Genomic DNA, 15,237 nt, shown 5'->3' on the forward strand with positions numbered 1-15,237 from the left:
AGGTATGACCGCGCCGGGGCCCCGCCCCGGACCCGGTTCCCGATCGCCGGACGGGCTCCGGTCTCGTGCCCCGAGACCGACGGCCCGTCCGGCGGCCGGAACCCGCCCTCTCGGCGCGATCTTCCCGATAGCGTGAGCGGATCGGCGAGCCGGGGAGGGCGTACGTGGATCCGTTCACGATGGCGGTGGTGGTGTCGGCCGTGAACACGGCCACGTCGGACATGCTGTCCGGCGCCGCGGGCGAGGTGGGGCGCCGCAGCACCGAACGCCTCGCGGCCTTCGCCCGCCGGCGGTGGAGCCGGGGTCGCACGGGCACCCCGCCCACCGTCCCCACCGACCCGGAAGCCCGCCGCACCCTCCTCGCCGAGCTCCTCGAACAGGCCGGGGAGGACGCGGACTTCTCCGCCGAGCTCGTCGCCTGGGCCCGCGAGACCGAGCTGCTGCGGGCCGCCGCCGCACCCGTGCCCGCCCTCGCCGGGGCGCACCGCCCCCGGCTGCTCCCGCCCGGCACGGCCGTCTTCACCGACCGCGAACCCGTACGGGACGCCCTCACCGCCCTGCTCGACGACCCGGCCCCGGCCGCCGGCGCCCCGCGCGTCGTCGTGCTCACCGGCCCCGGCGGTGTCGGGAAGACCGCCACGGCCGTGCACTTCGCCCGCGCCTTCGCCGACCGGTTCCCCGACGGCCAGCTCTACGCCGACCTCGGCGGTGACGGCCCGGCCCGCGCCGTCACCCCGTCCGGGGTGCTCGTACGGTTCCTGCACGGCCTCGGCGTGCCGGCCGACCGGGTGCCCGCCGACGAGCAGGGCCAGCTCGACCTCTACCGCGACCGCACCGCGGGCCTGCGCCTGGTCACCGTCCTCGACAACGCCCACACGGCGGCCCAGGTCGCCCCGCTGCTCGGCACGGGGCCCGGCTCGCTCACCCTCGTCACCAGCCGCCACGGGCTCCCGGAGCTGGTGGGCAACGGCGCCCGCCTCCTCCGCCTCGGTCCGCTGGGCGACGAGGACGCGCTGCTGCTGCTCACCCGGATCGTCGGACCGGAGCCGGTCGGTCCGCAGCGCGCGCACGCCGAGGCGGTCGTGGCGCGCTGCGGGGGCCTGCCGCTCGCGCTGTGCGAGACGGGCGCGCGGGCGGCAGGGCGGGACGAGGTGGACTGGGCCGCCCTGGAGCGGGAGTTCGCCACCCTGGACCCGGCGCCCTCCGAGGCCGCCCGGCACGCCACCGGCCTCGCCTACCGGGCCCTGACGCCCGCCGCCGCCCGCCTCTACCGGCTGCTCGGGACGTGGCCCTGGCCCACCGTCCCCGTCGGCGCGGCCGCGGCGGCCGCGGGCACCGGCACGGAGGAGGCCCGCCGACTGCTCCGGGACCTCGCCGCGGCCCGGCTCCTGGAGGAGGCCGCCGACGGGCGCCACCGCTTCCACGACCTCGTGCGCCACCACGCCGGGCGGCAGGCCCTGGAGGAGGAGGGCCGCGAGGGCGCGCGGGACGCCGTCCGGCGGGTGATCAGGTGGTACCTGGACTTCGCCGCGGCCGCCGACAAGCGTGTCATTCCCGCCCGTTGGCACCTCGGACCCGCCTACGCGGCGCTGGACGGGGCGCCCGTCGCCGACGACCCCGACGGCCGCCGCGCCGCCCTCGACGGGCTCCGGCGCGAGCGCGAGAACCTCGCCGAGGCCGTACGGGCCGCGGAGGAGCACGGATTCGACGGCCTCGCCTGGCAGTTGTGCGAGGCGATGTGGGCGCTGCACCTGCGCCTCGGCTTCCACGAGCAGTGGGTGGCCACCCACCTCCGGGGCCTGGCCGCCGCCCGCCGCCTCGGTGACCTCCGGGCGGAGGGCCGGATGCGGACCCAGCTCGCCTTCGCCTACCTGGGACTCCGTCAGTTCACCGATGCCGAGCGGGAATTGACGGCCGCCGCCGAGGCCGACCGGGCCGCCGGACACCGCCGGGGCCGGGCCACCGCCACCGAGGCACTCGGGCTGCTGTGCCTGCGGCAGTGGCGCTACGAGGACGCCGAGGAACACTTCCGGCACGCGCGGCTGATCCTGCGCGCGATCGGCCCGGAGGAGGAGGGCGCGGCCGACGTGCCGCGCGGCCTCGCCCTCCTGGAGCACCACATCGGCAGGGCCCTGGGCGGCAGCCGGCGGTTCGACGAGTCCGTACGGCAGTTGCGGCACGCCCTCGCCTGCTTCCAGGAGCTCGCCGAGCGCGACCGCTACAACGAGGGCCGTGTCCGGATGAGCCTGGGCGAGACCCTGCTCGCCGCCGGTGACCCGGCCGCCGCGTGCGCGGCACTCGACGACGCCCTCGCGACCATGGCGGCGGAGGGCGCGGAGGGGCAGCTCGCGGACGCGGCGGAGCTGCGCGCCCGGTGCGCCGCGGAGTCGGGCGACCGCGCGGGCGAGGCGGACTTCCTGCGGCAGGCGCGGGCGCTGTACGAGAAGGCGGGCGACGCGGGCGCGGTGGCCCGCGTCGACGCCCGGCTGGCGGCCGCCGGTCACTGACCCGGCTGTCGCCACTCCTCGACGGTCACCCGGTGGTGGGCCGTTCCCGTGACGACGGTGATGCCCGAGGCCATGGCCTCCTCCGCCGACTTGCCGGACGCCAGCCACGCGTGGAGCGCGGAAGCGTACGCCGCGGGGTCGCACAGGTCGGGCCGTCCGTCCGGGCCCGGCGCGGCGGACAGCCGCAGCGGCCCGCCGCCGCGGGCGCGCACCGCGCAGCGGTCCGGGCCGGTCACCCAGGCCGCCAGCGCGCACCCCGGGTGCCGGGCGAGTACCTCCGCCGTCCACGCGGCGGGCGGGCCGAGCCGGGGGTCCGCCGGGGGCCCGTACCGCACGATCACGTCGGCGATCCGCAGCCGTCCGGGGTCCCGGGTGTCCTCGTGCACCGCCGTGTGCGCGTCCCAGCCGATGCCGTCGTCCTCCGGCCCGTCCGCCCCGTCCGCGTGGCGGACGACGGCGATCTCCGGCGGCCCGGCGCCGAGCAGCCGGGTCAGGACCCTGACGGGCGCGGTGCGTTCGGCGGGCTCGTGGGCGGGCAGCGGCAGCCGGTCGAGCAGAGCGGGCCGGTCCGCGGGCTCGGGGATGCCGATCAGCCCGTAGAAGACCCGGCGCAGCAGCTCCGCCGACCGGCCCGGGTCCGAACTGACCTGCGCGGCGAGCTCCCGGTAGCGGCCCGGGTCGTGGGTGTCGACGGCCCGGTCGAGCTGGGCCCGCAGCCCGTCGTACGGCCGCAGGCGGGGCGCGGTCCGGCCCAGGGCGGCGACGGGCGAGTCCGGGTCGAGGGCGGTGTCCGGGAACGCGCCGAGCAGGACGGGCCTGCCGATGGCGGCGGCGTAATAGGTGACGGACCCGTGGTCGCCGAGCACGCAGTCGGCGGCGATCAGCGCCTGCCGCCAGCCCTCCAGCGGCGGTACGAGGACCAGACCCGCCCGGCGGGCCCGGTCCAGCCAGGCGCGGACCTGGCCGGGGCCGTGCCCGTGCCAGATGTTGGGGTGGAGGACGGCGGCCGTGCGGTACTCGTCGGCGGGGAGTTCGGCCGCGAGCCGGGGGAGCAGGGACGGCAGCAGGTCGCCCTCCTCGCCGTTGCCGTCGCCGTCGCCGAAGAGGGAGCCGGGGGACCAGGTCGAGTTGACCACGATCAGCCGCTGGCCCTCGGCGACGCCGAGGGCCCGGCGGAAGCGGTCGCGGTGGGGGAGCGCGGCGAGGATCCGGTCGAAGCAGGGATCGCCCGCGAGGCGCGCTGTCGGGACGGCCTCGGGGCAGGCGGCTTCCAGCCGGGCGAGCTGCTCGGGGTGGGAGAGGACGGTGGCGGTGGCGATGGGGTGGCCGCCATGGAGCAGCCAGTCGGGCGAGAGCCCGAATATCGGTGCGGGTTCGCTGGCGCCGGCTTGCGCGTTGCCGGGTGCGGCGCCGTTGCCGCCTGCGGCGGGAGCGCCCTTCGGGCGCGTCCTCAAACGCCGGACGGGCTGAAACGCCTGGGTCGGGCCCGCAGTTTCACTGCGACAGTCCGTGAAATTCAGCCCGTCCGGCGTTTGAGGACCGGGGTCCGGGGCGGAGCCCCGTGCAACGGCGGGTTCGACGGCAGCGGCGGACGCGCCCCGGGCACCGGGCCCGGCGGCTCCCGGCGGCTCCCGGCGGCTCCCGGCGGCTCCCGGCGGCTCCCGGCGGCTCCCGGCTTCGCCAATCTCTTATTGTAGCCAACCCCGTGCGAGAGCACGGCCAAGTCGCCCTGGAGAAGCTCCAGTTCGCCGCCGTAGCTCGCCGATATCGCGAGGTCCACCGGGGTCGCCTTCGCCTGTTCCCAGGGGAGGACGGGGAGGCCCGCCGCCGCCATCAGTTCCGGTACTCCCGCGAGGAAGGGCGACGATCCGGTGCAGGTGACCAGCAGTTGCAGGCGCAGGTCGTCGTCGAAGAGGGGCAGGACGTCGAGCAGCCGGGTGGCCGACGTGACGTTGTGCACCACGAAGAGCACCCGGCGGGTCCGCGAACGGGTCGTCCACCGCTCGGCGTCGCCGCCGAGCGGCACCCTCAGCCAGCCCTCGTCCGTCACTCCATGAACATAACAAGTCCGCCCCCGGGCTACCGCCGCCCCGCCCTCCGGGTGGCGCGCAGCCATTCCTTGTTCATGGCGGCGATGGAGGGCAGCGGGATGCCCTTCGGGCAGGCGGTGGCGCACTCGCCGGTGAGGGTGCAGCCGCCGAACCCCTCCTCGTCCATGGTGGCGACCATGTTCAGGACGCGGGACTCGCGCTCGGGCGCGCCCTGCGGCAGCACGTTGAGGTGGTTGATCTTCGCCGAGGTGAAGAGCATCGCCGAGCCGTTGGGGCAGGCCGCGACGCACGCGCCGCAGCCGATGCACTCGGCGTGCTCGAAGGCGAAGTCGGCGTCCGGCTTGGGCACGGGCGTCGAGTGCGCCTCGGGCGCGGAACCGGTGGGGGCGCTGATGTAGCCGCCCGACCCGATGATCCGGTCGAACGCGGACCGGTCCACGACGAGGTCCTTGACCACCGGGAAGGCCGTGGCGCGCCACGGCTCGATGTCGATGGTGTCGCCGTCCCGGAACGTCCGCATGTGGAGCTGGCACGTGGTGGTGCGCTCGGGGCCGTGCGCGTCGCCGTTGATGACCAGGCTGCACGCGCCGCAGATGCCCTCGCGGCAGTCGTGGTCGAAGGCGACGGGTTCCTCGCCCTCCAGGATGAGCTTCTCGTTGAGGGTGTCGAGCATCTCCAGGAACGACATGTCCTGGGAGATGCCGTCCACCTCGTAGGTGGCCATGGCGCCGGGGGCGTCGGCGTTCTTCTGCCGCCAGACGCGCAGGGTGAGCCTCATGCGTAGCTCCGCTGGGTGGGGTGGACGTACTCGAAGACGAGGTCTTCCTTGTGCAGGACGGGGGCGTCGCCGGTGGCCGTGAACTCCCAGGCGGCGGCGTACGAGAACTCCTCGTCCTTGCGGGCGGCCTCGCCGCCCTCGGTCCGGGACTCCTCGCGGAAGTGGCCGCCGCAGGACTCGGACCGGTGCAGCGCGTCGAGGCACATCAGCTCGGCGAGTTCCAGGTAGTCGACGATCCGGTTGGCCTTCTCCAGCGACTGGTTGAACTCCTCGCCGGTGCCGGGCACCTTGATCCGGCGCCAGAACTCCTCGCGGATCTGCGGGATCGTCTCCAGGGCCTTGCGCAGGCCCTCCTCGGTGCGGGCCATCCCGCAGTACTCCCACATCAGTTCGCCGATCTCCCGGTGGAAGGAGTCGGGCGTCCGGTCGCCGTCGACGGCGAGCAGCCGTTCCAGGCGCTCCGTCGTCTCGGTGACCGCGGCGACGGCCGCCGGGTGGGTGGCGTCGACCTCGTCGCGGTGCGGGTTGCGGGCGAGGTAGTCGTTGATGGTCGACGGCAGGACGAAGTAGCCGTCGGCCAGGCCCTGCATCAGCGCGGAGGCGCCGAGCCGGTTGGCCCCGTGGTCGGAGAAGTTGGCCTCGCCGACGGCGAACAGGCCCGGGATCGTGGTCTGGAGGTCGTAGTCGACCCAGAGCCCGCCCATCGTGTAGTGGATCGCGGGGTAGATGCGCATCGGCACCTCGTACGGGTTCTCCGCCGTGATGCGCTCGTACATGTCGAAGAGGTTGCCGTACTTCGCCTCGACGGCCTCGCGGCCCAGCCGCTGGATGGCGTCGGCGAAGTCGAGGTAGACGCCCTGCCCGCCGGGGCCGACGCCGCGGCCCTCGTCGCAGACGTTCTTCGCGGCGCGGGAGGCGATGTCGCGCGGCACGAGGTTGCCGAAGGACGGGTAGATGCGCTCCAGGTAGTAGTCGCGCTCGTCCTCGGGGATCTCGGCGGGCGGCCGGTCGTCGCCCTTCGCCCTGGGCACCCAGATGCGGCCGTCGTTGCGCAGCGACTCGCTCATCAGCGTCAGCTTGGACTGGTGGTCGCCGGAGCGCGGGATGCAGGTGGGGTGGATCTGGGTGAAGCAGGGGTTGGCGAAGTACGCGCCGCGCCGGTGGGCCCGCCAGGCGGCGGTGGCGTTGGAGTTCTTCGCGTTGGTGGAGAGGTAGAAGACGTTGCCGTAGCCGCCGGAGGCGAGCACGACCGCGTCGGCGAAGTAGCTGTCGATGCGGCCGGTGACCAGGTCGCGGGCGACGATGCCGCGGGCCTTGCCGTCGACGACGATCAGGTCGAGCATCTCGGTGCGCGGGTGCAACTCCACATTGCCCGCCGCGACCTGGCGGCTGAGCGCCTGGTAGGCGCCGAGCAGCAGTTGCTGGCCCGTCTGGCCGCGGGCGTAGAACGTGCGGGAGACCTGCACGCCGCCGAAGGAGCGGGTGTCGAGCAGACCGCCGTACTCCCGGGCGAACGGCACGCCCTGTGCCACGCACTGGTCGATGATCTCGACCGAGACCTGGGCGAGGCGGTGGACGTTGGACTCGCGGGCCCGGAAGTCGCCGCCCTTGACGGTGTCGTAGAACAGACGGTGGACGGAATCGCCGTCGTTGCGGTAGTTCTTGGCGGCGTTGATGCCGCCCTGCGCGGCGATCGAGTGGGCGCGCCGCGGGGAGTCCTGGTAGCAGAACTGGACGACGTGGTAGCCCTGTTCGCCCAGGGTCGCGCCGGCCGCGCCGCCCGCGAGCCCGGTGCCCACGACGATCACGGTCTGCTTGCGGCGGTTGGCCGGGTTGACCAGCTTCGCCTCGAAGCGGCGGCGGTCCCAGCGCTCGGCTATCGGCCCCTCGGGCGCCTTGGTGTCGACGACCGGCTCGCCGGTCGCGTACTCGCTGTAGCTCATGTCAGCTCACCACTCCGGTCATGACGCCCACGGGGACGGAGATGAAGGCCGCGGTCAGCAGCAGTGCCAGGACATTGGCGACGGTCTTGAGGATCCGGTCGCGGGTCGCGTTGCCGACGCCCAGCGTCTGCGCGGCGCTCCAGAAGCCGTGCCGGACGTGCATCCCGAGGGCGAGCATCGCGACGATGTAGATGACGTTGCCGTACCAGGTGGAGAAGGTGTCCACCACGTTCTGGTACGGGTGACCCTCCTGGAAGCCGCCCGCGTGCACGGTGCCGGTGGTCAGGTCGAGGATGTGCCAGACGATGAACAGGCCGAGGATGATCCCGCCCCAGCGCATCGTGCGGGTCGCGTAGCTCGCGCGGGGCCGCTTGTGCACGTATTGCGTGTTGCGGGCCCTGATGTCGCGGCGGCTCAGCTGGTACGCGGACACGGCGTGCAGGACCACGGCGACGACCAGCACGACCCGGGCGATCCACAGGCCCCACTGGCGGTGCAGCACCGGGGCGCCCATGACGCGCAGCCAGTGACCGTAGTCGTTGAAGTCGCCGGCCCCGAAGAAGATCTTGGTGTTGCCCAGCGCGTGGGCGGCCAGGTACGCCACCATGATCAGTCCGGTGACGGCCATCACCGTCTTCTTGCCGACGGTCGATCCCCAGAACGTACGCGTGATGGACGGCCGTCGGTCCGTCCGCGTTGCCAATGCCATGTCCACGACCCTAGGTCGGGCGTGGCTGAGAGGTCCAAGACATCGTTCGACTCATCTCCATAGGGGATAGCTATGAAGCTGCTCGACGCGCAGACCATCGACGGTCTGCTGACCGTGTCCGAACTCGCCGACAGGATCGGGGCCGCCTTCGGCCCGCCGGGCGGTGCCGCGCCGGGGTTCGCGCGGACCGCCGTGCCCGTCGACGGCGGTGAACTGCTGCTGATGCCCGCCGCGCACGGGGCGACGCTCACGGTCAAACTGCTCACGCTCTTCGACGCCGCGCCCGCGCACGGGCTGCCCGGCGTCCAGGGACTGGCCACCGTCTTCGACGCGGGGACGGGACGCCCGCTCGCCGTCCTCGACGCCACCGCGGTGACCCGGCTGCGCACGGCCGCGGTGACCGTGCTCGCCACCGGCCGGCTGGCCCGCCCGGACGCCCGCGTGCTCACCGTCGTCGGGGCCGGGGCGCAGGGGAGGGGGCACGTCGAGGGGCTCGCGCGCATCCGGCCCTGGGCCGCCGTCCGGCTGCACAGCCGCAGCGCGGACAAGGCCCGCGACCTCGCGGCCTGGGCCCGCGAACGGGGCATCGACGCCGAGGTCCACGAGGACATCGGCACGGCCGTCGCGGGGGCCGACGTGATCTGCACGGTCACCTCCGCCGCCGAGCCGCTGTTCGAGGACTCCGCGCTGCCCCGCGAAGGGCTGCACGTCAGCGCCGTCGGCGGTTACGGCCCGGCCCGCCGGGAGCTGCCCGCCGCGCTCGTCGCCCGCGCCTCACTCTTCGTCGAGTCCGCCGACGCCGCGCTGCGCGAGGCGGGGGACGTGCTCCTCGCCGTCGCGGACGGCGCCCTGCCGCCCCGGCCGCCCCTGACGGAACTGGGCGACATCCTGGCCGGGCACCACCCGGGCCGCCGGTCGGCGGCCGAGACCACGGTCTTCACGTCCGTGGGCCTGCCGGCCGAGGACGCGGTCACGTGCGACCTGCTCTACCGACGGGCCCTGGAACGCGGCGCGGGACAGGACGTCCCCTTCGACTGAGGAGACCGAGAAGGCGGCCGGGCACGGATGGCCTGCGGCCGCCGGATCCGTCGAACCCGCCGCTCCACGGGGCTCCGCCCCGGACCCCGGTCCTCGAACTCCCCCAGCTACCTCCCCCAGACTCCGTCCGGGGGGACCCCCAGGAGGTGCCCCCAGGACGGGCTGAATTTCACGGGCCGTGGCAGTGAAACCGCGGGCCCGGCCACGGCGGTTCAGCCCGTCCGGCGAATGGGGACGCCACGGCCCCGGACGAGCACGGTTCCAGCCCCGCTCCAGAGGCCAAGGGCACCGTTCACGCATGGCAAGCCGGAATCCCGTCGTGGAACTCGATCATCTCGCCGAACAGCGCCGTCATGCCGACCGGGCTGCCCGGAGCGGCCCCCCGCTCCTCGGCGGTCGCACGGTGCGGATCTGGTACGAGGTACTCGGGGTCGAGCCGGCCGCCATACGGCCCGAGGTCCGCCCGCCGGGGGATGCCGACCGGTGCGAGCCCGGCCTCCACGCCCTCCCGGGCGAGCCGGCGCACGTACCGGAGGTGCTCCTCGGCGTCGTCCGCGAACAGCACCCGCTGCCCCGGCAGCCGGACCACGGTGTCGCTGCCGGTGTATACGGGCCCCAGGTGCGGGAGTTCGGCGCGTACGTCCCCCACGTGGAGGGCGAGCCGGTCCGTGAAGGTGAGCCCGGGCGGCACCGGTTCGATGTCTCCCCGGCCGCCGTCGGGCCGGACATGGCCGAACGCCCCCTCGGCGACCTCCTCCAGCACGTCGTCGATCTGGCACACGGCCGGCTGGCGGGGTGGAGTCCCGGTGGGGCCCAGAGGGAGGTCAACGGAGAGGTCAACCCGGCGTAACAATGCTGCCCCAGATCCCTGACCTGGGGTTTTCGCCCGATTCACGGGTGTTACCGTCGCTGCGATCTGGCAGAACGCAGGCGAGGGACGGGGGCCGCGCGTGGCGAACGCACGGGAATCGGGACGCAAGAAGGAAAAGGGCGGTGGACCCCAGGGCGAGATAGCCCTGGCGAAGGGCGTCGCCGCCGTGGCGGGGCTCTTCGCCGGCTGGCACCTGGCCCTGGTGGCCACCGCCGACGGCATGGCCCTGACGGACGTCGTCCCGACGCTCAAGGCCCTGGCCCTGCACCGGCCGCTGGAAGGGCTGCGCGACGAGGGCATCCAGCCCGCCTCGCCCACCGTCACGGTCTGCGTCTGGCTCGTCCTCCTCGCCGTCCCCGTCGCCCTGGTCCTGCTGGCCGTACGGGCCCGCGCGCGGCGCACCCGCGGGGCCGGCGGCGAGGGCCTGGCCTCCGCCGTCGAGGCGCGCCACAACCTCGGCGAGGCCCGCGCACGGGCCGCCGCCGCGCAGACCCGGGCCACGACCTTCTCCGGCAAGGACGGCCGCCACGACCCCAAGGCCGTCGCCCGCGCTGAACTGCGCGAGTTCGGCTGGCGGATGGGCCACCAGCTCGGCAGCGGGCAGCCGCTCGTCGCGACGCCGGAGGACTCGATCGCCGTCATCGCCCCGTCCGGCGGCGGCAAGTCCCGCAACGTCGTCATCCCCGCCTGCCTCGACGCGCCCGGCCCGCTCGTCGTCACCTCCACGCGCGCGGACGTCCTCGACGTCATCGCCCGGCCCCGCTCCCTGCAGGGCAAAGTGTGGGTCTTCGACCCGCTCGACACGGTCGGCTGGCCGGAGCGCATGGTGTGGGACCCGGTCGCCGGCTGCCAGGACGGCGAGACCGCGACCTCGCGCGCCCTGTCCTTCTCGGTCGGCATGGGCGCCGACGACGGCTCGTCCACCAACGCCGGCTTCTTCCAGCAGACCGCCTCCTCGGCCCTGACCCGGCTGCTGCACGCGGCCGCGCTCGAAGGCCGCACCATCGAGCACGTCATGCGCTGGGCCACCAACCTGGAGAAGGCGAGCGAACCACGCGCCATCCTCACCGACCACCCGGACGCCGAGCCCGGCTGGGACGTCCTGCTGCGCTCCGTCTCGACGGGCGCCGACGAGACCGTCGCCTCCACCCGGCAGACCCTCGCCGCCCAGATCGAACCCCTCGCACTGCGCAAGGTCCTGCGCTGCGTGACACCCCAGGAAGGCGTACCGGTCTTCGACGCGGACCGGTTCGTCGCCTCCCGCGACACGCTCGTGCTCATCAGCGACTCCAACGCCTCGACCAACGTCTCCCCGCTGACCACCATGCTGCTCGGCGAGGTCGTCGACGCGGCCAAGCGCCGGGCGCCCCGGATGCCCTCCGGCCGGCTCGACCCCTTCCTCCGCCTGGTCCTGGACGAGGTCGCCAACGTCGCCCCGCTCCCCAAGCTCCCCGCGCTCGCCTCCGACGCGCGCGGCTACGGCATCCACCTCGTCTACGCCCTCCAGTCCCTGGCCCAGGCCGGGCTGCGCTGGGGCGACAAGGAGGCGGCCACCCTCCTCGACAACGCCGCCGCGACGCTGGTGATGGGCGGCCTCAAGGACATCGAGGCCCTGCGCCGCTTCTCCGAGCTCATCGGCGAGACCGAGCTGCCCGAGCTGTCCACCTCCCGGGACACCGCCCGCCTCTTCGGCCACACCACCTCCGAGGTGAAGCGGGAGCGCCGCATCCTGCGCCCCGAGGAGATCCGCCAACTCCCGCACGGCCAGGCGCTGCTCCTCTTCCGGGGCGCGCCGGGCGTCATCGTCGAGCTGGAGCCGTGGGACCGGCGGAGCGACGGCCAGACGCTGCGGGCGGGCGAGCACGCCACCCGTGCGGCGCGCATCGGCGAGTCGTCGGCCCAGTGGCTGTAGGGGCGGGACGGACCATGGACGACGCGCTGAAGACCTCGGACTTCGCCGCCTACCGGGCGGAACTCGAGGAGCACATCAAGAAGTTCGCCCTGGGCGTCAAGCGCGAACAGGGCCAGGTCGAGGAGATCCTGGGGGAGATCCTCGACCGCCTGAACGCCCTGGAGGCCGGAACCTCCGGAGCCGCCGGGGCCCCCGACCCTCTCCCGTGGTCGCTGCGGGCCACGGAGCAGGACTGGCAGGACCTGGCCGACTGGCTCGACTGGTTCGGCCGCCACTACGCGCCCCAGCTCCATCTGCGCATCTGGCCGTGCTGGCCGGCGCACGGCGGGGTCGTCGAGGAGCTCGCGGCCCTGCGGGCCGCCTGGTGCGCGGCCGTCGAGGCCGACGCCGACCCGGCGCGGAGCGGGTCCGAACTCGCCTACTGGCATCAGATGTGGCTGTGGCCGACGGTCGAGCGCGTCCGGCAGAACTACATGTTCGGCGAGTGCGAGACCGACCACTCCCCGGACCGCCCCGGCCGCCCCACCGACACGGCCGCCCTCCGCACCCGGGTCGCCGAGGCGGAGGCCGAGCGGCGGCGACTGGAGAACGCCCGCTACGAGTTCTTCGCCGAGGTCCCGCAGGGCTGGACCCCGGACCGGCCGGACGGCCTGTGGCGCCGCGCGGACGGGGCGTGGGAATACCTCTCGCTGCTCGACTGGGCCTGGCACGCCGTGGAGAAGCCACCGGTCACGCCCGACGTCCTGCACCCGCTGCCGGCCGGACGCGCGCTGGAACTGGCGGCGGACCGGCAGTCCTGGGTCACGTACTGGGCCCACTACACCGACGAGGCCGACCGGCGGGCGGGCGCCCCGCCCACCACGGTGGTCCGGCGCCGGCGGAGCCCGGAGCGCGTCTACGACGAGGCGTACGGCCCGGACGGCGCCTGGGAACCGACCGAGGCCGTCCAGGACTTCCTCAGCGCCCGGCCGTCGGACCCCCCGCACCTGGTCGAGATCGCCGCGACGGACGCGGCGCGGCTGGCGAACGGAGACATCGAGCTGTGACCACGCCCATGACCACGCCCATGACCGCGCCGGACGGGCCGGGCGCCACCGTCACCGCCGGCGCCTGGCAGGACGACCGGCCCGGCGACGCACGGCCCCTGGCTCTGACGGCGGAGGAGAACCGCCTCGTCACGGCCCGCTGGGAAGAGGCCCGCGCGGTCCACAAGGACCTCGACGCACTCGTGGAGGCCCTCGCCGCCCGGCTGGCCGAGCCCTGTGCGGCCCGGCTGGAGGGAAAGCAGTACCGGCTGAAGGGCCTTGTCGCCTTCCGCCGTCAGGCGGCGGCGCGGAAACGACTGCGGGTGGACGTCGCGGCATTCGCGCGCAAGGTGAGTGATCTCAATCGCTACACCCTCGTCCTCGCAACCGACCACTACACGGCGGGCGTCCAGCAGGCGTACGCCCTCCTGCACGAGCGGGGCTTCCAGCCCGTACCCGGCTCGGAACGGAACAGCTGGGAGGACCCCCTCTACAAGGGATTCCGGGCGGCTTGGCAGCGCGCGGACGGGGGGACGCGGTTCGAGATCCGATTCCATACGGCCGAGAGTTATTCGGTCCAGTCGGAGAACCATCTCCTTTACGATCTCTATCGCTCCAGCCGGGTACGAGGCGACGCCGATGGCGTCGATATCTCCAAGGCGCGGGAACAGGCGGCGGAGCTGGTGCAGAGCGGGCGGTACGGCAGGAATATGGTAAAGGAGAGTTACTGATGACCGATCAGGGCACGTACGAGTATTTCGTCAAGGCGACTCCGCCTTACACCGAGGAGCGGCCGTCCAGCCTTTGGCGCCGGTCGGGCGACGAGTGGGAGTTCCTGTCGCTGCTCGACTGGGAATGGCACCAGGTCGAGAACACGATCAAGTACCGGCCCATGCCGGAAGCCCTCTTCGCGGTGACCGCCGAGCGCGCCGCGGAGCTCGAGGCCGACCGGCAGGGCTGGGTCCAGTACTGGGCCTACTACTCCAGTGAGCGCAGGTGGAAGTCGGGCAAGGGCCCGACGACGGTCGTGCGCCGCCGCAGGAGCCCGGAGCGCATCTACGACGAGACGTTCATGCGAAACAATGCCTGGGAGCCGGACAGCGCCGTCTTCGAATTCTTCGACGCGCGTCAGACCAATCCCCCGCATCTGGAGGAGATCACCGTCGAAGGGGCCGAGCGGCTTCTTCAGGAGATTCGTGGCGTGATGGGGGCCACCGAACTGTGAGCAGCTTCGATGTCGGTGCGTGGCAGGGTTCCAAGGAGAAGTCCGAGGACCACCTGACACTTACGGCCGACCAGAACCGTCAGGTGACGGCCCGCTGGGAGGCCGCCGAGAAGGCGCGGGGGCGTCTCGACGGCATCATGAGCGGTATCGAACAGAGGTCGGCCTCGCACGGAGGCAGACTGGAGGGCCTGGAGTACTCCCTCAAGGGCGTGGACTCCTTCCGGCGCAAGGCCGCGGTGGCGGCGAAGCGTGACGGTGACGTCGAGGACATCTGCGAGAACGTCGACGACCTCAACCGTTACACCCTGACCTTCGATGCCGACAATTACACGCAGGGTACGCAGCAGACATACGCCGAACTCCGGGCGAGGGGCTTCGAGCCCGTATCCGAGCAGAACACCTGGGAAGACCCCGTCTACAAGGGCATCAACACCGCCTGGGAGCACCCCGAGACAAAGGAGAAGTTCGAGCTCCAATTCCATACGCCTGAGGGCTTCAAGGCGAAATCGGACAATCACGAGCTCTACGAACTGGCTCGCTCGGGGAAGTTCGAGCAGTTCAACACCGAAAAGGAACCGAAGCGTTCGGAGGCCTACCAGGAGGCCTCGGACCTGCTGCAGAACGAGCGGTACGAGAACGTCCGCACCCCGTCGGGTGTGGAAGAACTGGGCGACCGCAAGGTCCGGGCCACCCTCAATCCGGGGCTCGATCCCGAGGTCATCGAGCATGTCCGCCGGATGGAAACGGACCTCAAGGCCACGCACGCCGCCGCGGCGGCCAAGGCCCGGCAGGGGAACAGCCTCGGCAGCGACTTGGGCGAGTCCTTGCAGGCCGACGGCCCCGATCTTCGCAACAGATTGGCTACAAAGACGGAGCCGGTCCAACGCTCCAACACTCCGTCGCCCGTTGTCGATCCTCTCCCCACGCAGTCGCGTGGGCGCGGACCGGCACTGAAGTAGGGCGGGCGTTTCCGACACGGCTCGCATTGTCGGGAACTTCGGGCCAGTTGGTACGGCCGGTACGGTCACTCATCGACTACTCGTTGTCAAATGAAGCAATTTGACGATCAGTAATCGGCCAACGTACTGTCCTGCCACTCAGGCCTAGTACGGGGGAAGGGTCGCCAGGGTTGAGCACATTCAAGACGGTCGCGCGGCGAATACTGAATCTGCCGGAGC

At 73.0% G+C, this 15,237-nt stretch carries 13 protein-coding genes; 7 read left to right on the forward strand and 6 right to left on the reverse strand.

What is annotated here, in order from left to right; all coding sequences use genetic code 11:
• Positions 1 to 164: 164 nt before the first annotated feature.
• Positions 165 to 2,507, forward strand: coding sequence for an XRE family transcriptional regulator (locus ACWD4A_RS07990; protein WP_451190793.1), 2,343 nt, complete (start codon positions 165 to 167; stop codon positions 2,505 to 2,507).
• Here ACWD4A_RS07990 and ACWD4A_RS07995 read toward each other — a convergent pair.
• The 5 genes from ACWD4A_RS07995 to ACWD4A_RS08015 form a co-directional block, all read right to left on the reverse strand.
• Entirely contained in the window at positions 2,501 to 3,961 is a 1,461-nt protein-coding gene (locus tag ACWD4A_RS07995; RefSeq protein WP_451190796.1) for a hypothetical protein, read from the reverse strand. The two genes, ACWD4A_RS07990 and ACWD4A_RS07995, sit on opposite strands and share 7 nt — an antisense overlap.
• 62 nt (positions 3,962 to 4,023) lie before the next feature.
• Entirely contained in the window at positions 4,024 to 4,557 is a 534-nt protein-coding gene (locus tag ACWD4A_RS08000) for a hypothetical protein (protein WP_451190798.1), read from the reverse strand.
• A 29-nt stretch (positions 4,558 to 4,586) separates the two neighbouring features.
• Entirely contained in the window at positions 4,587 to 5,336 is a 750-nt protein-coding gene (locus tag ACWD4A_RS08005) for a succinate dehydrogenase/fumarate reductase iron-sulfur subunit (RefSeq protein WP_451190801.1), read from the reverse strand.
• Positions 5,333 to 7,279 (reverse strand): fumarate reductase/succinate dehydrogenase flavoprotein subunit, encoded by a 1,947-nt coding sequence (locus tag ACWD4A_RS08010; protein WP_451190803.1) that lies wholly within the window; start codon positions 7,277 to 7,279, stop codon positions 5,333 to 5,335. Before ACWD4A_RS08010 ends, ACWD4A_RS08005 begins: the two co-directional genes overlap by 4 nt.
• Before the next feature lies 1 nt (position 7,280).
• Entirely contained in the window at positions 7,281 to 7,988 is a 708-nt protein-coding gene (locus ACWD4A_RS08015) for a succinate dehydrogenase (RefSeq protein WP_451190806.1), read from the reverse strand.
• 72 nt (positions 7,989 to 8,060) lie between these two features.
• Here ACWD4A_RS08015 and ACWD4A_RS08020 point away from each other — a divergent pair, with 72 nt between their 5' ends.
• Positions 8,061 to 9,026 carry an ornithine cyclodeaminase family protein gene (locus ACWD4A_RS08020; protein ID WP_451190808.1) on the forward strand — a complete coding sequence of 322 codons (966 nt, stop codon included), beginning with the start codon at positions 8,061 to 8,063 and terminating at the stop codon, positions 9,024 to 9,026.
• 292 nt (positions 9,027 to 9,318) lie between these two features.
• On the opposite strand, the gene ACWD4A_RS08025 is transcribed toward ACWD4A_RS08020, so the two are convergent.
• Positions 9,319 to 9,807, reverse strand: coding sequence for a hypothetical protein (locus ACWD4A_RS08025; protein ID WP_451190811.1), 489 nt, complete (start codon positions 9,805 to 9,807; stop codon positions 9,319 to 9,321).
• A 169-nt stretch (positions 9,808 to 9,976) separates the two neighbouring features.
• Here ACWD4A_RS08025 and ACWD4A_RS08030 point away from each other — a divergent pair, with 169 nt between their 5' ends.
• Genes ACWD4A_RS08030 through ACWD4A_RS08050 form a run of 5 tightly spaced genes read left to right on the forward strand, consistent with a single transcriptional unit; the run spans position 9,977 to position 15,018 of the window.
• On the forward strand, positions 9,977 to 11,809 hold the full coding sequence (locus tag ACWD4A_RS08030) for a type IV secretory system conjugative DNA transfer family protein (RefSeq protein WP_451190813.1): 1,833 nt from the start codon (positions 9,977 to 9,979) through the stop codon (positions 11,807 to 11,809).
• Between the two features lie 14 nt (positions 11,810 to 11,823).
• Complete coding sequence (locus tag ACWD4A_RS08035) at positions 11,824 to 12,855, forward strand: hypothetical protein (protein ID WP_451190816.1); 1,032 nt, start codon at positions 11,824 to 11,826, stop codon at positions 12,853 to 12,855.
• Positions 12,852 to 13,565, forward strand: coding sequence for a hypothetical protein (locus ACWD4A_RS08040; RefSeq protein ID WP_451190818.1), 714 nt, complete (start codon positions 12,852 to 12,854; stop codon positions 13,563 to 13,565). Before ACWD4A_RS08035 ends, ACWD4A_RS08040 begins: the two co-directional genes overlap by 4 nt.
• Positions 13,565 to 14,059, forward strand: coding sequence for a hypothetical protein (locus tag ACWD4A_RS08045; protein WP_451190820.1), 495 nt, complete (start codon positions 13,565 to 13,567; stop codon positions 14,057 to 14,059). Before ACWD4A_RS08040 ends, ACWD4A_RS08045 begins: the two co-directional genes overlap by 1 nt.
• Positions 14,056 to 15,018: a hypothetical protein gene (locus ACWD4A_RS08050; RefSeq protein ID WP_451190823.1), complete on the forward strand. Its 963-nt coding sequence runs from the start codon at positions 14,056 to 14,058 to the stop codon at positions 15,016 to 15,018. The genes ACWD4A_RS08045 and ACWD4A_RS08050 overlap by 4 nt, the downstream gene beginning before the upstream one ends.
• Positions 15,019 to 15,237 lie beyond the last annotated feature (219 nt).

The organism is Streptomyces sp. NPDC002537, from assembly GCF_053594975.1.

What these genes read in the sequence shown, in the direction of transcription:
- ACWD4A_RS08005 (WP_451190801.1), bottom strand. Translation starts at nt 5,336, where the DNA reads ATGAGGCTCACCCTGCGCGTCTGGCGGCAGAAGAACGCCGACGCCCCC.
- ACWD4A_RS08010 (WP_451190803.1), bottom strand. Translation starts at nt 7,279, where the DNA reads ATGAGCTACAGCGAGTACGCGACCGGCGAGCCGGTCGTCGACACCAAG.
- ACWD4A_RS08020 (WP_451190808.1), top strand. Translation starts at nt 8,061, where the DNA reads ATGAAGCTGCTCGACGCGCAGACCATCGACGGTCTGCTGACCGTGTCC.
- ACWD4A_RS08015 (WP_451190806.1), bottom strand. Translation starts at nt 7,988, where the DNA reads ATGGCATTGGCAACGCGGACGGACCGACGGCCGTCCATCACGCGTACG.
- ACWD4A_RS08045 (WP_451190820.1), top strand. Translation starts at nt 13,565, where the DNA reads ATGACCGATCAGGGCACGTACGAGTATTTCGTCAAGGCGACTCCGCCT.
- ACWD4A_RS08035 (WP_451190816.1), top strand. Translation starts at nt 11,824, where the DNA reads ATGGACGACGCGCTGAAGACCTCGGACTTCGCCGCCTACCGGGCGGAA.